This window comes from Flavobacterium sp. CFS9 (assembly GCF_041154745.1).
Taxonomy (GTDB): Bacteria; Bacteroidota; Bacteroidia; order Flavobacteriales; family Flavobacteriaceae; genus Flavobacterium.
The window spans coordinates 1901375-1923125 of record NZ_AP031573.1 but is presented as its reverse complement, the minus strand read 5'-3'; the positions used below and the strand labels follow the sequence as shown (position 1 = coordinate 1923125).

The window sequence follows — 21751 nt, the reverse complement described above, 5'->3', positions numbered from 1 at the left end:
ATTATGGTGTTTTGGGGGCTACGTATGTTTCGAGATTTTTCTTAATTTGAACCAGCTTGTAATTATCACTCGATATGATAATTGCAGGATCTGATATTTTATACTTTTTATCATCTCTGAAAACTCCTGATATATCTCTGGCGTATGCCTCTGATTTTAAACCGTGAATCACCACAAAGCTTTCGGTTCTATTGTATTTATCAAAAGAAGTTGTCAATCTCTCATAGTTCTCTACTAACAAAAAGACTCTGATCGCTTCTTCAATCTTCTTACGGGTTTTAGTGTCGTTATTAGCCACTACATATATAATTTTCCAGTTTTTACTGTCAACTGACGTAAAATCAAGTTTTTCTAGAGCCGGTATTTGCTTTTCTAAAATCTCACGCGCATTTTTCCCTTCATCACTGTTCGGATAATTATCGGCAACTGTTTCTAAGCCTTTTTTGTAGGCGGCCAGACCATTTACTTTTCCTAAAGTATTGGCCTTTAACAATTCATACTTAGAAACAATTTCATCTCCTGAATATTGATTGATCAGATTGTCAATATTATCTAAAACGGTATCAAACTGCTCTTCCTGAAACAATTTGTACCATTTTTGGTACTCCTTATCCGGTGATGCTAAATCGCCCGCATTGGTATTGTTTAAAATTTGAGCGTATCTTGAAGTTGGATAATTGTTTGTTATATCTGATTTTATTCTTTCGGCACGGGCAGGATTTGTAATTTGATATATTTTATACAAGTTATACATCGCCGGCAAAACCAATTTTTCTTCTGGCTTATTTTTTAATAACTGCTCCAGTTTGTCGCTCGCCAGATTGTATTCCTTAAATTTTTCTTTGTAAATAAGCCCTAACTGGTAGTACGCAAAATTACGTTCTACACCAATACTATCAATTGCTGCTTGTGTTTGAGGAAGTTGTTTTTCGTAGAAATCTGTAGTATATTTTTCAATAACAATAGAATCTTTGAGCGTATTTGCAGCATCTTTATTTAAAGTATCATTCAATGCGGCATTATTGGCTGATTTTACAGCGGCTAATCTCCAGTTGCCTTCTAAAACCCGATTACCCCATAATTTCTTAAACTGTAATTTTCCGTAAGCAACTGTAGTAGGATTGTAAAAATAAAAAGTACTGGTACTTGTACTCGCCGTTTCGTTTCCTGATGGCGGATTAAATGCTCCAATTCCCGGATTAGGCGTTCCAACTGCCTGAGGGTTAACCGCTGTTGGTCCTCCGTTAGCATTTGTATTACGATCGATGTTGGCCAGTTTTTCCTTTTCTTTTTCTTCTAAGATTCGTTTTGCCTCATCTTTTTCTTTTAGTACCGCGATATAATCGTTAAAATAGCTTTTTCTATCGGCCGGGGACAATCCGTATACTTTTATGATACTGTCGTTACGTTTTGCAATTGCTTCGTACTTAATAACATTGTCCAGATTTTTTCTGTTTTTTTCAATAAAAGCAAATTCTCTTGATTTAGGATCTAATTTTACTAACGTACTGTCGTAATATTTGGCCGCTATAGTATAGTTGGTATTCTTAAAATACATGTCCCCAATATTTCTATAAGTCGACGCTACTAAGTAAGAGTCTTTTGATTTTCTTCCCAATGACTTGTTGTAGAAAACCAAAGCATCCTGCTGCTCATCATTTTTGTCAAAGAAAACTCCCATCTCATAAAATAAAACATCCAGATAAGGTCTGTTTTCACGATCTGCCACTAACTTATTGTACATTTCTATAAACAAATCCTGATCTCCATTTTTATAATCAAACATCTGCGCCTTTTTTGCGTAGGCATGCATCATGTATTTTCGATCCGCTTTTCTGTTCATGTCAATTACACCGTCATAGTAATAGAAGGCGGTGTCTCTGATTCCGGCTTCCTGATACATCTGGCCTAAGATAAAACGGTAACGTGCGCGGTCTTCATTTATTCTGGTAAACTGCTCGGCAATTTTAAGTTTGGCAACTGCACTGTCCTTTTTTTCCAAATTTAAATAGGCTTCTGCCAATAAAGCATTCGCATCCGAAAAAGTCTGCTTGTTCAGATCTGTATTTTTTAAGAGCAGATTGATATTTTTTACCGCAATAGCATCATTGCCTAAGCGCATATTGGTTTTCTCACGCCATATTTTCGCCGTATAAATATTACTACTGTTCGGGTATTTGTACAAAATATAATTGAATGCCTCCAAAGCCGGAATAAACCTCTGATCATAATATCTGGCTTTTCCAAGCATTAAATAGGCTTCATCTATTTGTGAATTTCGCTCTCTTCCTCCGATATTCATGGAGTGTTTTTGAATGGCTTTCGTGGCCTTGGTCTCAGCCTTTTCAAAATCAGCATTTTTGGGTTTATCCCCTTGAGAGAAATTTTCATCGAATTGCATCTTCTCAATCGGAAGCATTTTCCAAAAGTTATCCTGATTATTAGCATGAACAGCCTTTAATCCTTTGTCAAGACCGATTCCACCATTGTACAGAATGTTGTATTTTGTACTTAGCGCATGGGAATTTCTGGCCAAAAAGTTATTTTTCTTGGTAGAACAGGCTATCAAAAAGAATAAAAAAACAATAAAAAAACTATATTTAAGAGTATTCTTTTTCAATAGAAAAGAGTTTATATCAATTAACTTCTAAAAAGGATTTTTAGTATATTGACTTGTAAAAATACGCTTCTTTTTGAAATATAGAAACTTATACCGCAAAAAACAATTCCAGTTCTTGTAAGGTTTCTTTTGAAGTTTGAATGTCCTTCACAATTTCTCCTTTATTTAATGCTACTATTCGGTCACAAACCTCTACGGTATGCTGCAAATCATGACTGGAAACCAATACAGTAACGTTTGGATTATCTGCCAAATCCTTAATGATTTTTTTTAATCGGCTCACGGTTGTCGGGTCCAGATTTGCAAAAGGTTCGTCTAAAATAACAACTTCCGGATTTCCGATAAGTGTAGCAATGATGCCTACTTTCTTCTGATTTCCCTTCGATAAATCTCTTAAATATTTTTTATTGTTCAGGATTTCTCCATTGAAAAACTCTTCATGCTGCTGTAATAAGGCATCAATATCAGCTTTGTTTTGGTGGCGTAAATCGCCAATAAAATAAAAATATTCCTCCGGAGTTAAATACCCAATCAGGAAACTTTCGTCAAGAAAAGATCCGGTAAAAGATTTCCAGTGCTCGTTTGCATTCACCTGAATATCGTTGTTTACTATATTTCCGGTTGAAGGCTGAATCAAATCGAGTAACAAGCTGAAAAAAGTGGTTTTCCCCGCCCCGTTGTTTCCTACTAATCCAAAGCTCTGTCCTTTTGGAATTTCAAGATTGTTTATGTTTAAAACTGTTGTACCGTTATATTTTTTTGAAAGTTGATTTACTTGTATCATGATGATTTTAGATTTTAGATTGTTGATTTTAGATTGCTGATTTAATGATATCAGCTGGAATTATCTCATTATCAAATTGACAAATTCTCTAATTTAATTCTTTTGTTTATAAGCACTTATGGTGCTGTACTTTTCGATTTTATATCTTTTTTCGATCAGTGAAAATACTTTTTCTTTAAAAGCAAAGCCTAAAACTCCTGCCCCTCCTACGAGTGCTAACCCGATGGTTTTGTTTCCTAAATACAGTCCGATTCCATAAAGACCTAAAGGCACTAATATCTTCGGTAATGTCAGCAGCATTGCATTAACATTAAACGCTTTTTTATCTCCAAAGGCACCTCCCGCCGAACTCAAATCAATTGGCGTTTTGGTGAAAGCGCCACCCAAAAGTACCAGATGCGAATTGACTCCTATATTGTAAATTGCGCCAACAACAACCGTTAGATAAATTTGCCATCCATAAAAAAGATAGAAAGAAGCCAGTATTGTAGAGATAAAAGTAGCAATAACAATCAGCCACCATTTTGAGGTTATGTATCCGCGATACGGAATATTCTGGGTCATCATTAATTGGTAGTAGGAACTATCCCAGCTCGGTACAAATTGTCCGAAAACGAATAAGAATCCACCTGAAACAAATATTCCGGCAAAAATAGTCATTACCTCGGGCTGTTGTTTGTTTCCGAAAAAAATAAGTCCATAAAACAAAAAGATAAAACTCATTACCAGAGTCGTTTTTGACCTTTTGTTTCTCTTTATCAATTTGATATCATTTTTAAGAAAAGTTCCCAAAGTCCCGAATTGATTCAGCCAGGAAAGATTTTCAGTGGTAGCGATGTCTTCTTTTTGCGAAAGTCCGGCATCTAAAAACAAATTATTCTTGAAGTATTTGAAGGTAAACAGATAGAGTCCTATCAGAATCAAAACAGGAATCATAAACAATCCTTTTGCAGCATAAAACCCCTGGAAAACTGGCGTCGTAAAACTGGTAATATCAAAGAGTTTATAGTACTGTGCGGCTCCTAAAGCAATAATTGCTCCAACAAAAACAACAAACAACTTGTCGATATTGCTTAGAATAATATTCAAAAAATTGTTGATATAAATTAAGGAGAATGCTGCTAAAAACCAGAAGATAACTCCTAAAAGATCATACCCTTCTAAAACCAACACTATTGAAAAAGGAATAAAAAACAGCGCATGAACCCAATTGAAAAAAGACAATACTGTTTTACCTAGTGAAAAATGAACGATGGTCGATTTTTGGAACGGTAGAATTAATAATGGTTTAATATTCAAAACCGGAATTGCCTGCATCAATAAACGAATCACCAGATCGAAAAGAAAATAGTAAATCAAAAATTGGTTGATTGTCACCAGCGGTTCTAATTTCAATTTTTTCAATATATAAAATGCACCTACTCCTGCTCCCACAAAAAGCAAGGAAAAATAGATCATTAAAAAGCCTATTAAAACTTTCATCACGACACTCGTACCAAATGATGCAGATCTAACAAAGGCTTTCCATTCCAGATAAATAAACTTTTTAATCATGGTTATTTGTTTTTTAGTTTTCCAGTATGTGATCAAATGTAAGGAAACGTTACAAAAAAAGTTAAAAATAATCGTTTAGTACCTGTCAATTAACTGTCGTTTGCTACTTTTGCATAAAAAATACAATCATGCCTTCATTTTTAAAACTAATAATTAAAGAGGTAAAACGCGAAACTGCAGATGCTGTTTCTGTACTTTTTAATGTTCCTGAAGAACTAAAATCGGACTATAAATTTATAGCCGGACAATACATAAATTTAAAACTAACTCTTGATAATCAAGAGATTCGTCGTGCTTATTCTATTTGTTCTGCACCAGAAAGCAACGAATTGCGCATTGCTGTAAAAGCAGTAAAAAATGGTTTATTCTCTCAATTTGCCAATACGAGACTTAAGGCCGGAGATGTTCTTGAAGTAGGTCACCCGGAAGGAAAATTTACTTTTGAACCAGATGCTGAAAGACAAAAAAACTATGCGGCTTTTGTGGCCGGAAGCGGAATTACTCCGGTACTTTCTATTATTAAATCAGTTTTAAAAAGTGAGCCAAAAAGCTCATTTGTATTGGTTTATGGAAACAAAACTCCTGAAGATACTATTTTTCATCAGGAATTACATGATTTACAATTGCAGTATGTAGGCCGTTTTTTCATTCATTATGTTTTCAGTCAGGCCAAAGCCGAAAATGCTTTGTTTGGAAGAATTGATAAATCGGCAGTAAATTTTGTTTTAAATAACAAACACAAAGAATTACAGTTTGACAAATTTTTCTTGTGTGGTCCTGAAGAAATGATCGATACGGTTTCGGGAATTTTAAAGGAGAAGAATGTAAAAGAATCGGCAATTAAATTTGAACTTTTTACTTCTTCTACTCAGGAAAATAAAATCAATACTTCATTAGAAGGACATACAAAAATTACGGTTTTGGTTGATGATGAAGAAGTTTCATTTGAAATGTCTCAAAAACAAACGATCCTTGACGCAGCTTTAAAACAAGGAGTCGACGCTCCATACTCGTGTCAGGGCGGAATTTGCAGCAGCTGTCTGGCTCGTGTAACTTCCGGAAGTGCTGAAATGACTAAAAACTCAATTTTAACGGATAGCGAAATCGCTGAAGGTTTAATTTTAACCTGCCAGGCGCATCCTACTTCAGAGTCTATTTATGTAGATTACGATGATGTTTAATCGTTAAAATCCCAAAATATTCAAATTCCAAATTCCAAACTTACAATTGGGATTTGGAATTTTTTTGTCTTATAATTATTACCCATCTTTGTAAAATTTGAATTGGAGATTTAAAAATTACGTTATGAAATCTGTAAAAGAAATTTTTAAAAATAAAGAATATCTTCTCGATGAACCTGAAGTTGAGAAACTTATTGAATATTGCGAAGAACTTCAGGATGAACTTGTAGAATTTAAATTTCAGAAGACAAATAATAAAGAACTCGCTATGCTGGATATGCTTAAAGAAGTTATAAAAGGCTGTGATGCTGTCGAAAAAGAACAAATGGAACACGAACGATTTGGTTATGAAGCACCAAATTATCAAGCCACAATTTCGAATCTAAAAAGTTATATCTATGGCAGATGTCGGGAGGAGAAAATTTGGCTTTAATCACATTTGCAATAAAAGTATTTTTCCGATAAAATATTGCTGAATTTTTATTATATTAGAGGTAAAATTAAAGCAATCGCAATCTCCTGTTCTTGTGTAGATTTGTAGAGCTAAATCAAGTTTGTCAACACGTTTAAATCTTAAATATTATGACAATACATCACTTACTTCGTTTATCTTTTATAGCACTTTTTGTAATAACAGCTCTTTTTTGTATCTACTTTATAATTAAGAAACAACAAAATAAAAAAGGTCCCAAATTACTTACCAAAGAAAAATATAGTGCGACAATGACTGGCAAAATGACTGAAATAAATGTTTCAGAGAAGAATACCTTTAATATCTGGCCCTATATAAGCAAGTTAAAAGCTGCTAAAATACTATCAAACAAAATTAAAGAATCTCAATTGGTCTATAAAATCTACAGAAATTCAACAGAAGATTTTGAGCACATTTTATTGTCTACAGAAAAAGAAAATCATTTTGTAGTAGTTGTTGCTAATAAAAACAAAAAGAAAACAGTTGGCTACTTTCTCTATGATTTAAATGGATTATATGCTTAACTGAATCTTTTTGACTATATCATTTGGAGAAATTGATCTCATAGCATCTTCATAACCTTCAACGATTTTGTTTCCATAAACAGATGTTGGTAATTTTGGATATTGATTTCTGTCCGAAACCAAAGCATTTTCCATTGTTTGTCCAAATGGTAAAAATCCCGCATACGGATGTGTAGCACCCCAAAGTGTAATGACTTTTACTCCGAGCATTGCAGCAATATGCGCATTTCCGGAATCCATAGAAAGCATAACGTCAAGATTACTAATGAGCTGTAATTCCTGTTGAAATTTAATTTTTCCAGCCACATTAACTACATTTTCAAAGGGTTGTGAAAACAAATTCAAAATTTCAATTTCTTTCTTTCCTCCACCAAAAAGTAAAATTTTATAGGTTTTATTCTCCGCCAATTTTGCAATTACGTCCTGCATTAAATCTTGTGGATATACTTTAGAATTGTATTGTGCGAAAGGTGCGATCCCAATTAATTTTTGATTTTGATCGCCAATGATTTCTAAAATATCTGAACTTAATTTTGCTTTTTGCGGGAATTCAGGATTTGATAGGTCTAAAGGAAAGCCTAGTTTTTCAAACACTTTCCCATGTCTTTCGAACATGGTTGGTAATTGCACAAAAATTTTATTCTCGGCACGGGTTAATTCTTTTTTACCTTCACGTCCTTTATCAACTGTGGCTCTTTTTTTTCCGCTTAAAGCGAAAAGAAGGCTTACAATTTTAGATCTCAAGACATTATGAAGGTCCGCAAAAGCATCAATTTTTAGTTTTTTTACATCACTGTATAATCTAAGTAATCCTGCAAATCCTTTGTGACGCTGCTTTTCATCAAAAGCAAAAAACTCAAGATTTGGAATTCCTTCAAAAAATGGCTTAAAAAACGGTCTTGAAATTACAGTGATTTTAACCGTTGGATACTGCTTTACAAAAGCCCGTAAAACAGGAACCGTCATGGCGACATCTCCCATTGCGGATAGTCTCATGACGGCTATATGCTTTATTGTATTGGACAACTCTGCCAAATTATTTTTTGTTTTGATATAAAACAGGATTCAATTCATCGTCATTGTACATTTTCATTTGTTTGTACACTTTCATGAATTTATCTCCATTTTCAATGTCTGTCAATAAATCATCAATTGCCGTTGACAAATCAGTTCTTTGTTCTAAAAGGACATTTAATTTTTCCTGACACTTATCTCTATGTTCCTGAGAAGCTTCAGTACGTGTAGCTTCTTCATGCATGTGATAAATCTTTAACGCTAAAATAGACAATCTGTCAAAAGCCCAGGCCGGACTTTCAGAATTGATTTTTGCCCCGTCTTTTACTTTTACATCACTGTATTTTTGTAAAAAGTAGCTGTCGATATATTCTACCATATCAGTACGCTCCTGATTTGAAGCATCAATTCTTCTTTTTAAAGTAAGCGCCGCTACCGGATCAATTTGCGGATCACGAATGATATCTTCAAAATGCCATTGAACAGTGTCAATCCAGTTCTTTAGATACAACAAGTGCTCAAATTTATCCTTTGGATAAGGATTGTTTATAGGTTGATCAACATTATCAAATTGATGATAATCTTTAATGCTTTGTTCGAAAACAGAATATGCTAATTTTGAAAACATGTCTTTATTTATTAGAGTGACAAAGATACTTTTTATACTTTTATGGTGTGAAGAAAACGATTAATTTTTCGTTATTGCACAACAATCTATCCATAATTCTAAAAATTCAGTATGAAAATTCATTATATCTCCAAAAATAACAGCGTATTAAATCACTTTTTAGGCCAAATCAGAAATGTTAATGTTCAGAACGACAGCATGCGTTTCCGAAGAAATATTGAACGAATCGGCGAGATTATGGCTTATGAACTGAGCAAGGATCTGGCTTATAAAAATGTTGAAATCCAAACTCCGCTTGGCATTAAAAATACGACTGAAATAGAGAGTGATTTAGTTTTATGTTCTATTTTAAGAGCCGGTTTGCCGCTGCATAATGGTTTTCTAAATTACTTTGACCATGCCGAAAACAGTTTTGTTTCGGCTTGTCGATACCATCCCAATAACGATGCCGAATTCGAAATTCGGGTTGAATACCAGGCTGTTTCAAACATAAACAACAAGACCGTTTTACTTCTTGATCCAATGTTGGCAACGGGTCAGTCTATCGTTGCTGTTCACGAAAAACTAATTCAAAATGCCACTCCAAAAGAGATTCATATTGTTGTAGTTATTGCGGCACCGGAAGGCGTTGCTTTCCTGGAAGAAAATCTTCCGGAAAACTGTCACTTATGGGTCGCTTCTTTAGATGAAAAGCTAAATGAAAAAAATTACATTGTTCCGGGTCTTGGCGATGCCGGAGATCTTGCTTACGGAAGTAAATTATAATTGAGAAAAAAATGTAAATAAACTGCACAAAATCAACACATAAAAAACAATTTCGTTATTGAGTTTTTGTTGCATATATTCTACATGACTTGCTGCCATAATAGTCAAGGGCGCAACACTAAAAAAGAGTAAATCGTTACTTTTATCCGGCGATAGAATATAAACAAAGGCTGCAATAAAGAAACAAGCTACCACTTTTTTGTATGAAGAATGCACTATTTGTGGTCGATTTGACAATGTAGTCAGCATCGAAACTACAAAAAATAAGGCTACGGCTACATAGATTGAAAGTGCTCCGTTTTCATAATTGCTCTTGAAATAATCAATGTTAAAATCGATTACGGCACGTTTCTGAAAAAAATCTGTGATGTCGATATGAAAAATTAAAGAGACCAATAAAAAGATTATGGAGACTGCTACAAGCGCTATAAAAGGTAAAATCCAGTTTCTATAATCTCTGGAAACATGGAAAACTATTGAGATAAAAACTAAAATCAGGAAAAGAATACACCAAAATTGAAATAAAGAAGCTATTAAAATCCAAAATGATGCATCAAATATTTTTTCCTTAGAAGCTTTCAGCGACTGCAGCGAAATCAATCTTCGAAGTGCCAATAGTATAAAAAAGTTACCATATATTACATTGGCATTGTTAAATATGGCGGGGAAAAACAATAAAAACAATAAATAGAAAAATATCGCGTATCCATTGTCTTTACTGAGTCCGTTCTTTTTTACGATAAAATTTATCAGAAAAAAGGAGGCCAGAATAAAGCACAACAAGCTTACTTTTTGGAATACCAAAAAATAAGATGTTATCCAGGAAGGTTCCTGAATTTGAAACAGAAAAAAGAAAACCAGTATTAAAATTACAACCAATGAATAATTTAATGGCGTAGATTTTTTAAAAACACTTGTTATCATAAGGATATTTTATACTTTTGTGATTGTAAATATAATACTTGTTTAAAAAGGAAAACCAACAAGTTGAAAAAAGATTCTGCTAACAGACTTCTGGTTTCAACGCGTTACACAACAATAAATAACATATAATTTTATAAATTATGACAGCTTTTTTTGAAGGAATTCAATACTTATTCGTTAACATTTTGTTTGCTCCTCTTGATTTTTTACGTCGTTTGGAATTAATTACATGGTTTGGTGCAAACACTATCAACTGGATTTTCATGATTATCTGCTCTGCAGCAATTGTATATTGGATTAAACAATTACGCATTTTTGATGATGCCGGAACTGAAAACCAAGATACAACAGCTCATTCATTTTTAAAATAAAAACCAAACCCTTAATTAAAAGGGTTGGTCACCATTTATTTTTAAATTAGATCGAAGCCGATATCTTTTCTAAAATACATCTTATCAAAGCTTAGTTTATCTATGTTTTGGTAAGATTTTTTTATGGCCTGTTGGAAATCGTCTCCATAAGACGTTACGGTTAACACACGTCCTCCATTACTCACGATACTATCGTTTTCTAATTTTGTACCTGCATGAAAAACAATAGAATCTTCAATATTTTCTAAACCTGTAATTACTTTTCCTTTTTCAAATTCTTCAGGATATCCACCGGAAACCACCATAATAGTAGTGGCACTTCTTGGATCAACTTTTAATTCGAATGTATCTAATTTTTGATTGGCTACCGAAAGGAACAATTCCACTAGATCAGATTCTAATCTTGGTACTACAACTTCAGTCTCAGGATCTCCCATTCTTACGTTGTACTCAATTACGATTGGTTCATTTTTTACATTGATCAAACCAATAAATACAAATCCTTTATATTCAATTCCGTCCTTCTGAAACCCTTCAATTGTTGGTTTTACAATACGTGTTTCAATTTTTTCCATCAAAACTGCATCCACATAAGGAACCGGAGAAACAGCTCCCATTCCGCCTGTATTTAAACCTGTATCGCCTTCACCAATACGTTTGTAATCTTTTGCTGTTGGAAGTATTTTATAGCTTTTCCCGTCAGTCAAAACAAAACAGCTTAATTCAATTCCGTCCAAAAATTCTTCGATTACCACTTTTGAACTCGCTGCTCCGAATTTTTCGTGAACCAGCATGTTTCTTAATTCTGTTTTAGCTTCTTCTAAATCCTGAATAATCAAAACTCCTTTTCCTGCCGCTAAACCATCTGCCTTTAAAACGTATGGAGGTTGTAATGTTTCTAAAAAAGCACATCCTTTCTCTACCGTTTCAGCCGTAAAACTGTCATAAGCAGCAGTTGGAATATTATGCTTCATTAAAAACTCTTTGGCAAACTCTTTACTTCCTTCTAACTGAGCTCCTAATTTTGATGGCCCGATAACCGGAATATGTTGTAAACTCTCATCGTTTTTAAAATAATCGTAAATCCCTTTAACCAAAGGATCTTCCGGGCCTACGACTACCATTTTTACATTCTCCTGAATTACAAATGCTTTGATTGCATCAAAATCTGTTGGAGACATTGCAACGTTTGTAGCAATTGCCGAAGTTCCAGCATTTCCAGGTGCAACAAAAAGTTTTTCGCAAAGCGGGCTCTGAGTCATTTTCCAGGCAAAAGCATGCTCTCTTCCGCCCGATCCCAATAGTAAAATTGTCATGATGTAGTTGTATTTAGTTGTGGTGCAAAAATAATTGCTTTTACACGTAAAAAATAATTAAATCTTAAAAAGTTGTTGATTGTTCTCTGTTAGTAATTTGATAGTATTATTTTTGACGAAAATTAGCTCCTCAAATGATTTCTCTTTTCGATATTTCGCTGCAATTAAATGGTTTTCCGATAAAGAAAGCCAAAACACAATTGGATGAAATCAGAAATTTATCGGAGGAACAATATGCACATTTTCTTCAGAACAGAAAAGAAGAAATCGTAGCTTTTCATTTGGAAAACAATTCTTTCTATCTGGAATTGGTTGGAGGTAACACAAAATTGGAATGGAAAAATTTACCCATCCTGAACAAGCAAAATTTACAAAGACCGCTCAAAGAAAGGCTTTCAAAAGGCTACACCTTAAAAAATGTGTACCTCAACAAAACGTCCGGATCCAGTGGAACTCCTTTTGTTTTTGCCAAAGATAAGCCTTGTCATGCCCTAACCTGGACTTCGATTTTCATGCGTTTTGGCTGGTACAATATCGATTTTAATCGCTCGTATCAAGCTCGTTTTTATGGTATTCCAATGAATTTTGCCGGATATTATAAAGAACGGATAAAGGATTTTTTGACTCATCGTTTCCGGTTTCCGGTTTTTGATTTATCGGATGCAGTTCTTGAAAAGTTTTTACGAAAATTCAAAACTAAAAAATTCGATTATATCAACGGTTACACAAGTTCAATCGTGTTATTTGCTAAATATTTAGAACAAAAAAATCTTATTTTAAAAGACGTTTGTCCCTCTTTAAAAGCCTGTTTTGTTACTTCGGAGATGCTTTTTGAATCCGATAAAAAACTCTTAGAAAAGCAATTTAATGTTCCTGTTATTAATGAATATGGCGCTTCAGAACTCGATTTGATTGCTTTTGAAAACTTAAAAGGAGAATGGCAGGTTAATTCGGAAACACTTTTTGTAGAAATTCTGGATGAAAACAATCAGGCTCTTCCATATGGGAAAGAAGGCCGTATTGTGATTACATCTTTGTTCAATAAGGCACATCCATTTATAAGATATGATATTGGTGATATCGGAATTCTGGATGAGAAAAGTACGCCACAAAAACCCATTTTAAAAAAACTTATTGGAAGGACCAATGATATTGCTGTCTTACCCAGTGGGAAAAAAGCACCGGGTTTAACCTTTTATTATGTTACTAAAAGCATTATTGAAGACGATGGAAACGTTAAAGAATTTACCATCAAACAAACACAATTAAATACTTTTGAAATTGAATATGTTAGTGATATTGAATTAAATACAACTCAGATTCAAAAGATAGAAAAGGCAATTTCTGTCTATTTAGAACCTAATTTAACTTTCAACTTTACCCGAAAAACAGTTTTAGACAGAAGCAAAAGCGGAAAATTAAAACAGTTCAAATCTTACTTATAAATATAAATAAAATCTTACATTTGTTTTTTTTTAATGAAAACGTATGAAAGACCATTCTTTACTTTCTTCAGAAACTATTTCTAATAAAATATACTATATACGCAATCAAAAAGTAATGCTTGATCGTGATCTTGCTTTGCTTTATGAAATTGAAACCAAGGTTTTAAAACAAGCTGTTAAAAGGAATTTATCCAGATTTCCTGAAGATTTCATGTTTGAATTATCACAAAGTGAATTTAATAACTTGAGGTCACAAATTGTGACCTCAAGTTGGGGAGGAACGCGAATATTACCTTTTGCATTTACTGAACATGGAATCTTAATGTTATCAAGCGTTTTAAAAAGCGATAAAGCCATTCAAACTAATATTCAGATTATGCGTATTTTTACAAAAGTGAGAGAAATGCTGCTGGATACAACTGAAATTAAAGTTGATATTCTTCAGATTCAAAAGAAGTTAGAGAATCATGATAAAAATATCGAATTGGTTTTTTCTTATTTAGATGAATTAACCGAGAAAAAAGAAGACGGAAATAAAAGAGTAAAAATTGGTTATAAAAAATAAGCAAATTCACAGTTCACTATTTAAGAAATTATTCCATTCTGATTAAATTCCAATTTAAACTTTACTTTTGCCGAAAGAATGTTTTTAGAAAGAATTTAATCGTCCCATGAAAATCACCCTAATCGCAGGTGCAAGACCTAATTTTATAAAAATAGCACCTCTTATTAATGCTATAAAAGACAAGCAAAATGAAGGCATTGATGTTTCCTTTCGTTTGGTTCATACCGGGCAGCATTACGATAAAAACTTAAGTGATACCTTTTTCGAAGAATTAAATATTCCGAAACCAAATGTAAATCTGGAAGTAAAAAGTGGTTCTCAGGCAGAACAAACAGCTGCAATTATGATTGCTTTCGAAAAAGAACTCATTCAAAATCCTTGTGATTTAGTTCTGGTTGTTGGCGACGTAAATTCAACTATGGCCTGTTCAATTGTAGCTAAAAAATGCCATACGAAAGTGGCACACGTTGAAGCTGGAATTCGTTCCGGAGACTTAACAATGCCCGAAGAAATCAACAGAATGTTAACCGATAGCATTACCGATTATTTTTTTACAACCTCAACATCCGCTTCAGAAAATCTGCTAAAATTAGGATCAAATCCTGAGAATGTACATTTCGTAGGAAATGTTATGATCGATACTTTATACCAGAACATCAATAGAATTTCGGCACCTGATTTTTGGGAAGAACATCAGCTTAGTGAAAAAAACTACATTGTTCTAACCTTACATCGTCCGGGAAATGTTGATGAAGTTTCTTCTCTTATAGCTTTACTTCATGGAATTGATGATTTAGTTCACGACAAAAAAATACTGTTTCCTATTCATCCCAGAACACAAGCTATCTTAAGCGAAAGCTCAACTGAGTTTAAAAATATTCTCTTTGTTGCTCCACAAGGCTATCTGAATTTCATGTATTTAATACAAAACAGTTTTGCCGTTATTACTGATAGCGGTGGTATTTCTGAGGAAACAACCGTTATGGGAATTCCTTGCTTTACAATGCGAAATAACACCGAACGTCCTGAAACCGAAACTATTGGATCGAATACTATTGTAGGAACGTCATTAGAAAATCTACAAAAAGTATATGGTTTATTTTTAAAAAATGGTCCCAAGAAAAGTGGTATACCTGATTTATGGGACGGAAAAGCATCGGAACGAATTGTTTCAATTTTACTGGGAAAAAAATAATGAAGGATATTCTAATTATATCAAACTATTATCCACCCGAAAAAGGTGCTGCGGCTAATAGAATAGAACAACTGGCTTTAAAATTGGATCAGAATGGTTATGAAGTTTCCGTAATTTCTCCTCTTCCAAATTATCCAAAAGGCGAATTATTTCCGGAATATAAAGGCCGGTTTTCTATTACCGAAAAAATCCAGAATATTACCTTAAAACGTCTTTGGATCTATCCGAGTAACAGTTCGAATATCTTTAAACGAATTGTCTCGACACTGTCGTTTTCGAGTACCTTATTTTTTTATTTGTTGTTTGCCAAAACACCTAAAAAAGTAATTGTACAATCTCCTCCGCTATTACTTTCTTTCGTCTCTGTTTTTGTACTTTGGCTCAAAAGAAAAACAATAATCCTAAATGTTTCTGATCTTTGGCCAACTGCTGCGATTGAACTGCAAGTACTGAAGAAAAACAGTATTTCGCACAAAATCTTGCTTTTTATTGAACGTTTTATTTACAAAAAAGCAACGCATATTTTTGGTCAGTCTAATGAGATTATTGCTCATATTCATTCCATCTTTCCTGAAAAAAAATGCTTTCTATATCGCAATTACCCGGATCATTTTGTAGAAGACTTCCTGGAAGAAAAAAACAATTCAAACGAACCTATTAAATTATTCTATGCCGGATTGTTAGGCGTTGCGCAAGGGGTTTTTGAACTTATTCAGCAATTGAACTTAGAAAATGGTAACATCGAACTGCATATTTTTGGTGATGGTGCCGAGAAAATTCAGATTGTGAATTATCTCAGCCAAAATCCAACTCAAAAAATTGTTTTTCACGGAATGTTAGAACGAAACGTTTTGCACGAAACTTTGAAAAATTTAGATATTGCCCTTGTTCCGCTCAAAACGAGAATTTACGGCTCTGTACCGTCCAAAATATTTGAATATAGTGCATTAGGATTTCCAATACTTTACTATGGAGGAGGTGAAGGAGAAAATATTGTAGAAGAGAATAACCTTGGTTGGGTAGTTCCCGTTGAAGATTTCCAACAATTAAATACAACGATAGAAGCAATCTCGGCACTAGATAAAGCAGAAATACAGAAGATGAAAAAGGCTATTTTTCTTCATGCCAAAAATCATTTTAATCTGAATCAGCAAATGAAGGAACTCATCGAAAAAAATGCTTTTTAAGCAACTTAATAAAAAACGGGCAATTATTTCAAGAGTAATTGCCCGTTTAAATTTTCTTATTTGATATAGTTCGAAAAATCTTTGTGTTCTTCTTTTGAAAGTTCTTCTTTTGAAAGTGATCTGAAATAATCATAAGTAATTTTCATTCCTTCAGAGCGGCTTACTTTTGCTTCCCAACCCAATAGTTCTTTCGCTTTTGTGGTGTCTGGCTGACGTTGTAACGGATCATTTATGGGTAATGGATGGTAGACTACCTTTTGATTGGTTCCTGTTAATTTAATGATCTCTTCTGCAAAATCCTTAATCGTGATTTCATCCGGATTTCCAATATTAACAGGATATACATAATCTGAATGCAAAAGTCTGAAAATACCTTCCACCTGATCATCTACATAACAGAAAGAACGCGTTTGCATTCCATCTCCAAAAATGGTTAAATCTTCCCCGCGTAATGCCTGTCCGATAAAAGCCGGAATAACACGTCCGTCGTTCAGACGCATTCTTGGACCATAAGTATTAAAAATACGTACGATTCTAGTCTCTACACCATGAAAAGTATGATAAGCCATGGTGATTGATTCCTGAAAGCGTTTGGCCTCATCATAAACCCCGCGTGGTCCAATGGTATTTACATTTCCATAGTACTCCTCCGTTTGCGGGTGAACCAACGGATCTCCGTAAACTTCAGATGTCGACGCAATTAAAATTCTCGCTTTTTTTACACGCGCTAATCCCAACAAATTATGTGTCCCAAGAGATCCAACTTTTAAGGTCTGAATCGGAATTTTTAAATAATCAATCGGGCTTGCCGGTGATGCAAAATGTAAAATATAATCTAACTCACCCGGAATATGTACAAACTTGGTGATATCGTGATGGTAAAATTCGAAATGCTCTAACTTGAATAAATGCTCTATGTTTTTAAGATCTCCGGTAATCAAATTATCCATTCCGATAACATAATATCCTTCTTTGATAAAACGATCACATAAATGCGATCCCAGAAATCCAGCAGCTCCTGTAATAAGTATTCTTTTCATAGTAATTATTTATACCTCGCAAATGTAACTGATTTGTAAATTATAAAAACTATTCTATAAAAAAACTGCCTAAAAAATAATTAGGCAGTTTTAAAAATATTAAAAAAACAAATGTACTATTGTTTTATGAATTTGATTGTTTCATTATAATTATTGCCCGTTAGTCTAATCAAATATACACCAGTTTGCAAATGTGGTAAATTTACACTCATTACTGATTTATCTGTATGATCTGAAAACATTATCTTTCCGGTACTATCATAAATAATACAATTAACTAATGTTCCCTCCTTTATTCCAAAAGATATTGTAAAAACACCGTTATTCGGATTTGGTGAAAGAATAGCCTTGCCCTCTCTTTCAATCGTCTTTTCGAGTTCAGTTGTACTTAAATATTCATCGTCCCTAAAATCTAGTTTTTCATTACTTTTCTTAGAAGCTACAATTGAATTACAAAGACCATAAATGTCTGTGATTTTTAACTTGACTTTTGAACCTCCAGATATTATTGTCCCAGGCTTTAAAACAACTCTATTATTAGCGATAAATTCTTTTTCAACATAATTAAACTCTATTTTATTAGACTCTCCAATTGTTATAATTTGTGCTGATGTTGAATAATCAGATGGCATAATATTTACTTTTTTGTTGTAAAAATCTGAATTATCAATAAACGTTTGATCATAACCTTCTCTAGTAAGAATATCTGACAAATTATATATATTAATGGTCGCTCCTCCATATCCGTAAAACAACAAGTTTCCAAACACTTCGAAATCATCCGGATCACCAACACGATTAGCACACGTTATCTTTTTCTTATTATTCCTCTGCCAATTTGGTAAACTTGCGGATCCAAAATTAGAGTTGTAAAATAAACCTAAAGGCTCAAATTGAATATTATCAATAAATAAAAATTGATTATTAAAAACTTTCAATTTAACATCTGAATTTATCTGTGTATTACTAATTATTTCCTGTTTATTATAATCCCCCTGAAATGGAAAATTAGTTCCTGTTCTATCTGTAATTTTAAAAGTATACAAATACATTGTATCATTTAAATATCCGTTAGGATTTAAGCCCGTTATTACATATATAAAATCATTTGACACTTCAAAATCAAGAACTCCTTCTGAACTGGACAATCCAGCAGGTTGTACTGTGGTCTTTAAATTCCACACATTACTGCTGTTTAATTCAAACATTACAAAACTTCCACGACCGTTAGAAACTAAAATTTCAAGTGGATCATAAGATCCTGTAAAGCTGCTGGAATTAAAATTGATGATATTTTTTGTAAAATTTCCAGATTTAATATTCTTTCCTAAACTTGGCAGATTAAATCCCGGTACTGCAATATTTTGATGAAATACATATGTTCCTGAATCATTTTTATAATACACTCTGAATATATTGTCTGCATTAGTATTTCTTTCCAAGATAAATAAAAATTTTCCTATGGTATAGGTGCTGTTTCCAACTTCACTAGTAGAAGAAATATTTTGTATTTGCTGTACAATACTCCAAGTATCATTAGATTGATTTAAACGACATATAGAAACTTGATCTGTTACTGCTGAACTTATTATTATTTCATCTCCATTCAATAACAAGCCAAAATCAGTTGTTTTTTGAGAATTATTAAGCGGTACATCAATCATTTGATGTAAAGCATATTTACAACCTTCTCTTTTATAAATTAGAATAGTATTAACTATTGGAGTCGTTGGCGGAGGTGTCCCTGTTACATAATATGCTGTTGTATTATATATTGTTACTAACCATTTATCATTTACTTCTAAACGTTCTCCAAATTTTATAGAAGGATTAACAAATTGTGATAAATCCTGATATATGTTTGGTCGTGATATTCTTTGTGAAGGTAAAGTACTATCTTCTGTACATCCTCCGCCTCCGCCTCCATAAGAGCTTGCCTTACACGCGGTAAAATCAAATAATGTACCTTGACTATAAAATGAAGATCTGTAAAAGGATAAAATATCTCTCATTCTCTTTTTCTGTCCAACCGTAAATTTTGTTCTGCAAATTAACCGTGCAGCTGATTGGTAATCCATGAAATTCTGAACTGCATTTGTTATTTGACCATTGCAATTATATCCCAAACAATTTCCTGGAGCAACATTTGTATTACCTGATGAAGGGATGCTTTCAGTATCACAAATCATATCACCCTGAGTCTCACAAGAAGTTTCATTACATGCTATTGAATCATCATCTTTAAAAGTATGAAAAAGCCCTAGCCAATGTCCTATTTCATGTACTGCAGCAGTTCCATTTGAAGAATTAATATTAGGTGGATTTGTTGTATTGATTCCAATCTGGAGATAATCTAAAACAACCCCATCTAACCGACTGTATGCACTTTCATCTTCATCCGTTGATGGATCATCTTCTAAAGAATATGGAAAACTGGAATATCCTCGCATATCATTGAATCCATTACGCACTAGATCTGCTACCCAAATATTTAAAAAAAGATTATTTGGAAAACCAGAAGAAAAATTCTTTTTTATTTTCTGATCTGTAATTAAATTAAATTCCGTGTTGATATCATACATATCATATGTAGAATTACCCAAAAAACGATTTACACCTGTTGTTATCTGACCAACTGTATTCTGTTTCGCTAAACAAAATCTAATCTTAGTATCAATACCCCCATATTTACCGCTATAGGCTTCATTTAAAATAGTAATTAATTCATCTATTTTATTTTGTTCAATATTTCTTCCCGTCCCTATAGCTTCTCCGTTATGAATAATATTAAAAACTACAGGAATTACAATTATTTCATCACTCGCAATCATTGCTTCTTGAGTGTTCAATTGTTTATTTGTAATACTTTTTTGATTACTAGTAAATGTAGATATAACTTTTTTAATTCTATTTTCTAATAATGGGTTTTGGCTTTTAATTTTTCTTAAATACTGGTCTGACAAACATTCTTGAGAATGACAAAATGTATATATGAAAATAAAAAGAATAATAGTAATTTTTTTAATCATCTTTCTTTGTTTTTTTAAAACGTAAAATATGTTCCTCGTGAACCATAATTTTTTTATTCAAGTACAAAGTATCTTTAAAAAATACCATAGAAAAAGGTTTAGTACCACTTCCGATATATAATTTAGAACAATCTTCATCTAATTTATATCCACTCATTTTACCATTTATCGTTAATGTTCCATTTTCATTAAAGATCCATATCTCATTCTTATTTGGAGGATCAATTCCAAAAGGAAGTTGAATGTAGTAAGTTTCCCATCTTCCATAAAGTTGCTGACATAAATCATTCGTATCCGCTTGTGCAGAAACATGAAAACCGACTAAAATAAAAAATAGAAATATAATTTTTCTCATAGAATTAACTCTAAAATTACTTATCATTTACTTTCGCTTCAAGTAATTCAATCCTTTTATTTTGTTCTATAATGTAAAGTGTTAATTCTTCTATTTTCTGCAAAAGTGCGTTGCTCATTTCTCCTACCTGCAGTCCTTTTTCTTTTATTTCCTGAGCGGAAGGGACACTTGGTAAGTGATTATTCTCTTTCGTGAATTTTTCTACCTCAGCCAGAGTTGGCATCACATAATCGGATTTTAAATCGGATTTACCTGTGTAGTACTTTTGAAAAACATAATCTGCAGGGACCTGTAAATCCACTCTTACTTCCTCAGCATGAATTTTTCCTTTTACTGTTAGTTTTTCATCGGGATTGATTGAACCTATGCCGACATTACCGTTATTATTACTTATAAACAATCTAACTTTGGCTCCCGAAAAATCATTATTTGCATGAAGAGGTATTGTACTAAAAGCTAATCCGAAATTATTTCCATCGGTTCCTGTTGGGGAAAATAGAGTATGAATTGCATTCGAAGTATATGTTTTTTCTGGGTTACCCGACCACCTGGAAAACAGGATTGTAGGTTCATTTGCCGCACTACCCGTAGGTATAACTCCTAATAATAGTTTCATATTAAGGATGTCGTAAATTTCTAATTTACTTGTTGGTGTACTTGTCCCGATACCAACATTAACACCACTTTGAAAAATGTTTTGACAATAAGATAATATACTAGCAAAAATAGCAATGGTCGAAAATATTTTTTTCATAATTTAAAAACTAATGGTTAAATTTTAT

20 protein-coding genes are annotated in these 21751 nt (G+C 33.1%); 9 read left to right on the top strand and 11 right to left on the bottom strand.

The window, feature by feature from the left end; translation table 11 throughout:
• Position 1: 1 nt before the first annotated feature.
• The 3 genes from ACAM30_RS08440 to ACAM30_RS08430 all read right to left on the bottom strand — a co-directional run bounded on the left by ACAM30_RS08440 (position 2) and on the right by ACAM30_RS08430 (position 4958).
• The gene (locus ACAM30_RS08440; RefSeq protein ID WP_369618092.1) at positions 2-2620 is read right to left on the bottom strand and encodes a gliding motility protein; all 2619 of its coding nucleotides are present in this window, start codon (positions 2618-2620) and stop codon (positions 2-4) included.
• Positions 2621-2708: 88 nt separating this feature from the next.
• On the bottom strand, positions 2709-3404 hold the full coding sequence (locus ACAM30_RS08435) for an ABC transporter ATP-binding protein (RefSeq protein WP_369618091.1): 696 nt from the start codon (positions 3402-3404) through the stop codon (positions 2709-2711).
• 93 nt (positions 3405-3497) lie between these two features.
• A complete protein-coding gene (locus tag ACAM30_RS08430) occupies positions 3498-4958 on the bottom strand; it encodes a DUF5687 family protein (RefSeq protein ID WP_369618090.1) in 1461 nt (486 codons plus the stop codon).
• A gap of 128 nt (positions 4959-5086) precedes the next feature.
• On the opposite strand from ACAM30_RS08430, the gene ACAM30_RS08425 reads away from it, so the two are divergent.
• The 3 genes from ACAM30_RS08425 to ACAM30_RS08415 all read left to right on the top strand — a co-directional run bounded on the left by ACAM30_RS08425 (position 5087) and on the right by ACAM30_RS08415 (position 7135).
• The gene (locus ACAM30_RS08425) at positions 5087-6139 is read left to right on the top strand and encodes a 2Fe-2S iron-sulfur cluster-binding protein (protein WP_369618089.1); all 1053 of its coding nucleotides are present in this window, start codon (positions 5087-5089) and stop codon (positions 6137-6139) included.
• 124 nt (positions 6140-6263) lie between these two features.
• Positions 6264-6572 carry a hypothetical protein gene (locus ACAM30_RS08420; RefSeq protein WP_369618088.1) on the top strand — a complete coding sequence of 103 codons (309 nt, stop codon included), beginning with the start codon at positions 6264-6266 and terminating at the stop codon, positions 6570-6572.
• A gap of 149 nt (positions 6573-6721) precedes the next feature.
• Positions 6722-7135 (top strand): hypothetical protein, encoded by a 414-nt coding sequence (locus ACAM30_RS08415; protein WP_369618087.1) that lies wholly within the window; start codon positions 6722-6724, stop codon positions 7133-7135.
• On the opposite strand, the gene ACAM30_RS08410 is transcribed toward ACAM30_RS08415, so the two are convergent.
• Both ACAM30_RS08410 and ACAM30_RS08405 read right to left on the bottom strand, forming a co-directional pair.
• Positions 7124-8131, bottom strand: a complete 1008-nt coding sequence (locus tag ACAM30_RS08410; RefSeq protein WP_369618086.1) for a glycosyltransferase family 9 protein — start codon at positions 8129-8131, stop codon at positions 7124-7126. The genes ACAM30_RS08415 and ACAM30_RS08410 overlap by 12 nt on opposite strands.
• A 40-nt stretch (positions 8132-8171) precedes the next feature.
• Positions 8172-8777 (bottom strand): DUF4254 domain-containing protein, encoded by a 606-nt coding sequence (locus tag ACAM30_RS08405; protein WP_369618085.1) that lies wholly within the window; start codon positions 8775-8777, stop codon positions 8172-8174.
• Between the two features lie 111 nt (positions 8778-8888).
• Here ACAM30_RS08405 and upp point away from each other — a divergent pair, with 111 nt between their 5' ends.
• Positions 8889-9542 (top strand): uracil phosphoribosyltransferase, encoded by a 654-nt coding sequence (upp, locus tag ACAM30_RS08400; RefSeq protein WP_369618084.1) that lies wholly within the window; start codon positions 8889-8891, stop codon positions 9540-9542.
• Here the strand turns inward: upp and ACAM30_RS08395 are convergent.
• The gene (locus ACAM30_RS08395) at positions 9537-10466 is read right to left on the bottom strand and encodes a DUF6427 family protein (protein WP_369618083.1); all 930 of its coding nucleotides are present in this window, start codon (positions 10464-10466) and stop codon (positions 9537-9539) included. The genes upp and ACAM30_RS08395 overlap by 6 nt on opposite strands.
• Positions 10467-10606: 140 nt before the next feature.
• On the opposite strand from ACAM30_RS08395, the gene ACAM30_RS08390 reads away from it, so the two are divergent.
• Positions 10607-10837 (top strand): hypothetical protein, encoded by a 231-nt coding sequence (locus tag ACAM30_RS08390; protein WP_025571310.1) that lies wholly within the window; start codon positions 10607-10609, stop codon positions 10835-10837.
• A gap of 41 nt (positions 10838-10878) precedes the next feature.
• Here the strand turns inward: ACAM30_RS08390 and purD are convergent, their stop codons facing one another.
• Positions 10879-12153, bottom strand: a complete 1275-nt coding sequence (purD, locus tag ACAM30_RS08385; protein ID WP_369618082.1) for a phosphoribosylamine--glycine ligase — start codon at positions 12151-12153, stop codon at positions 10879-10881.
• Positions 12154-12287: 134 nt separating this feature from the next.
• Between purD and ACAM30_RS08380 the strand changes: the two genes are divergently transcribed.
• From ACAM30_RS08380 to ACAM30_RS08365, 4 genes are all read left to right on the top strand, one after another.
• Entirely contained in the window at positions 12288-13598 is a 1311-nt protein-coding gene (locus ACAM30_RS08380; protein ID WP_369618081.1) for a phenylacetate--CoA ligase family protein, read from the top strand.
• 43 nt (positions 13599-13641) lie between these two features.
• A complete protein-coding gene (locus tag ACAM30_RS08375) occupies positions 13642-14163 on the top strand; it encodes an ORF6N domain-containing protein (RefSeq protein ID WP_369618080.1) in 522 nt (173 codons plus the stop codon).
• 106 nt (positions 14164-14269) lie between these two features.
• Positions 14270-15358, top strand: a complete 1089-nt coding sequence (wecB, locus tag ACAM30_RS08370) for a non-hydrolyzing UDP-N-acetylglucosamine 2-epimerase (RefSeq protein WP_369618079.1) — start codon at positions 14270-14272, stop codon at positions 15356-15358.
• The gene (locus ACAM30_RS08365; protein ID WP_369618078.1) at positions 15358-16545 is read left to right on the top strand and encodes a glycosyltransferase family 4 protein; all 1188 of its coding nucleotides are present in this window, start codon (positions 15358-15360) and stop codon (positions 16543-16545) included. Before wecB ends, ACAM30_RS08365 begins: the two co-directional genes overlap by 1 nt.
• Positions 16546-16601: 56 nt before the next feature.
• Here the strand turns inward: ACAM30_RS08365 and ACAM30_RS08360 are convergent, their stop codons facing one another.
• From ACAM30_RS08360 to ACAM30_RS08345, 4 genes are all read right to left on the bottom strand, one after another.
• Positions 16602-17585, bottom strand: coding sequence for a UDP-glucuronic acid decarboxylase family protein (locus ACAM30_RS08360; RefSeq protein WP_369618077.1), 984 nt, complete (start codon positions 17583-17585; stop codon positions 16602-16604).
• Between the two features lie 116 nt (positions 17586-17701).
• Positions 17702-20614, bottom strand: a complete 2913-nt coding sequence (locus ACAM30_RS08355; protein ID WP_369618076.1) for a zinc-dependent metalloprotease — start codon at positions 20612-20614, stop codon at positions 17702-17704.
• Positions 20607-20969, bottom strand: coding sequence for a hypothetical protein (locus ACAM30_RS08350; protein WP_369618075.1), 363 nt, complete (start codon positions 20967-20969; stop codon positions 20607-20609). The genes ACAM30_RS08355 and ACAM30_RS08350 overlap by 8 nt, the downstream gene beginning before the upstream one ends.
• Before the next feature lie 16 nt (positions 20970-20985).
• Positions 20986-21723 carry a hypothetical protein gene (locus tag ACAM30_RS08345; RefSeq protein WP_369618074.1) on the bottom strand — a complete coding sequence of 246 codons (738 nt, stop codon included), beginning with the start codon at positions 21721-21723 and terminating at the stop codon, positions 20986-20988.
• Positions 21724-21751: the final 28 nt, after the last annotated feature.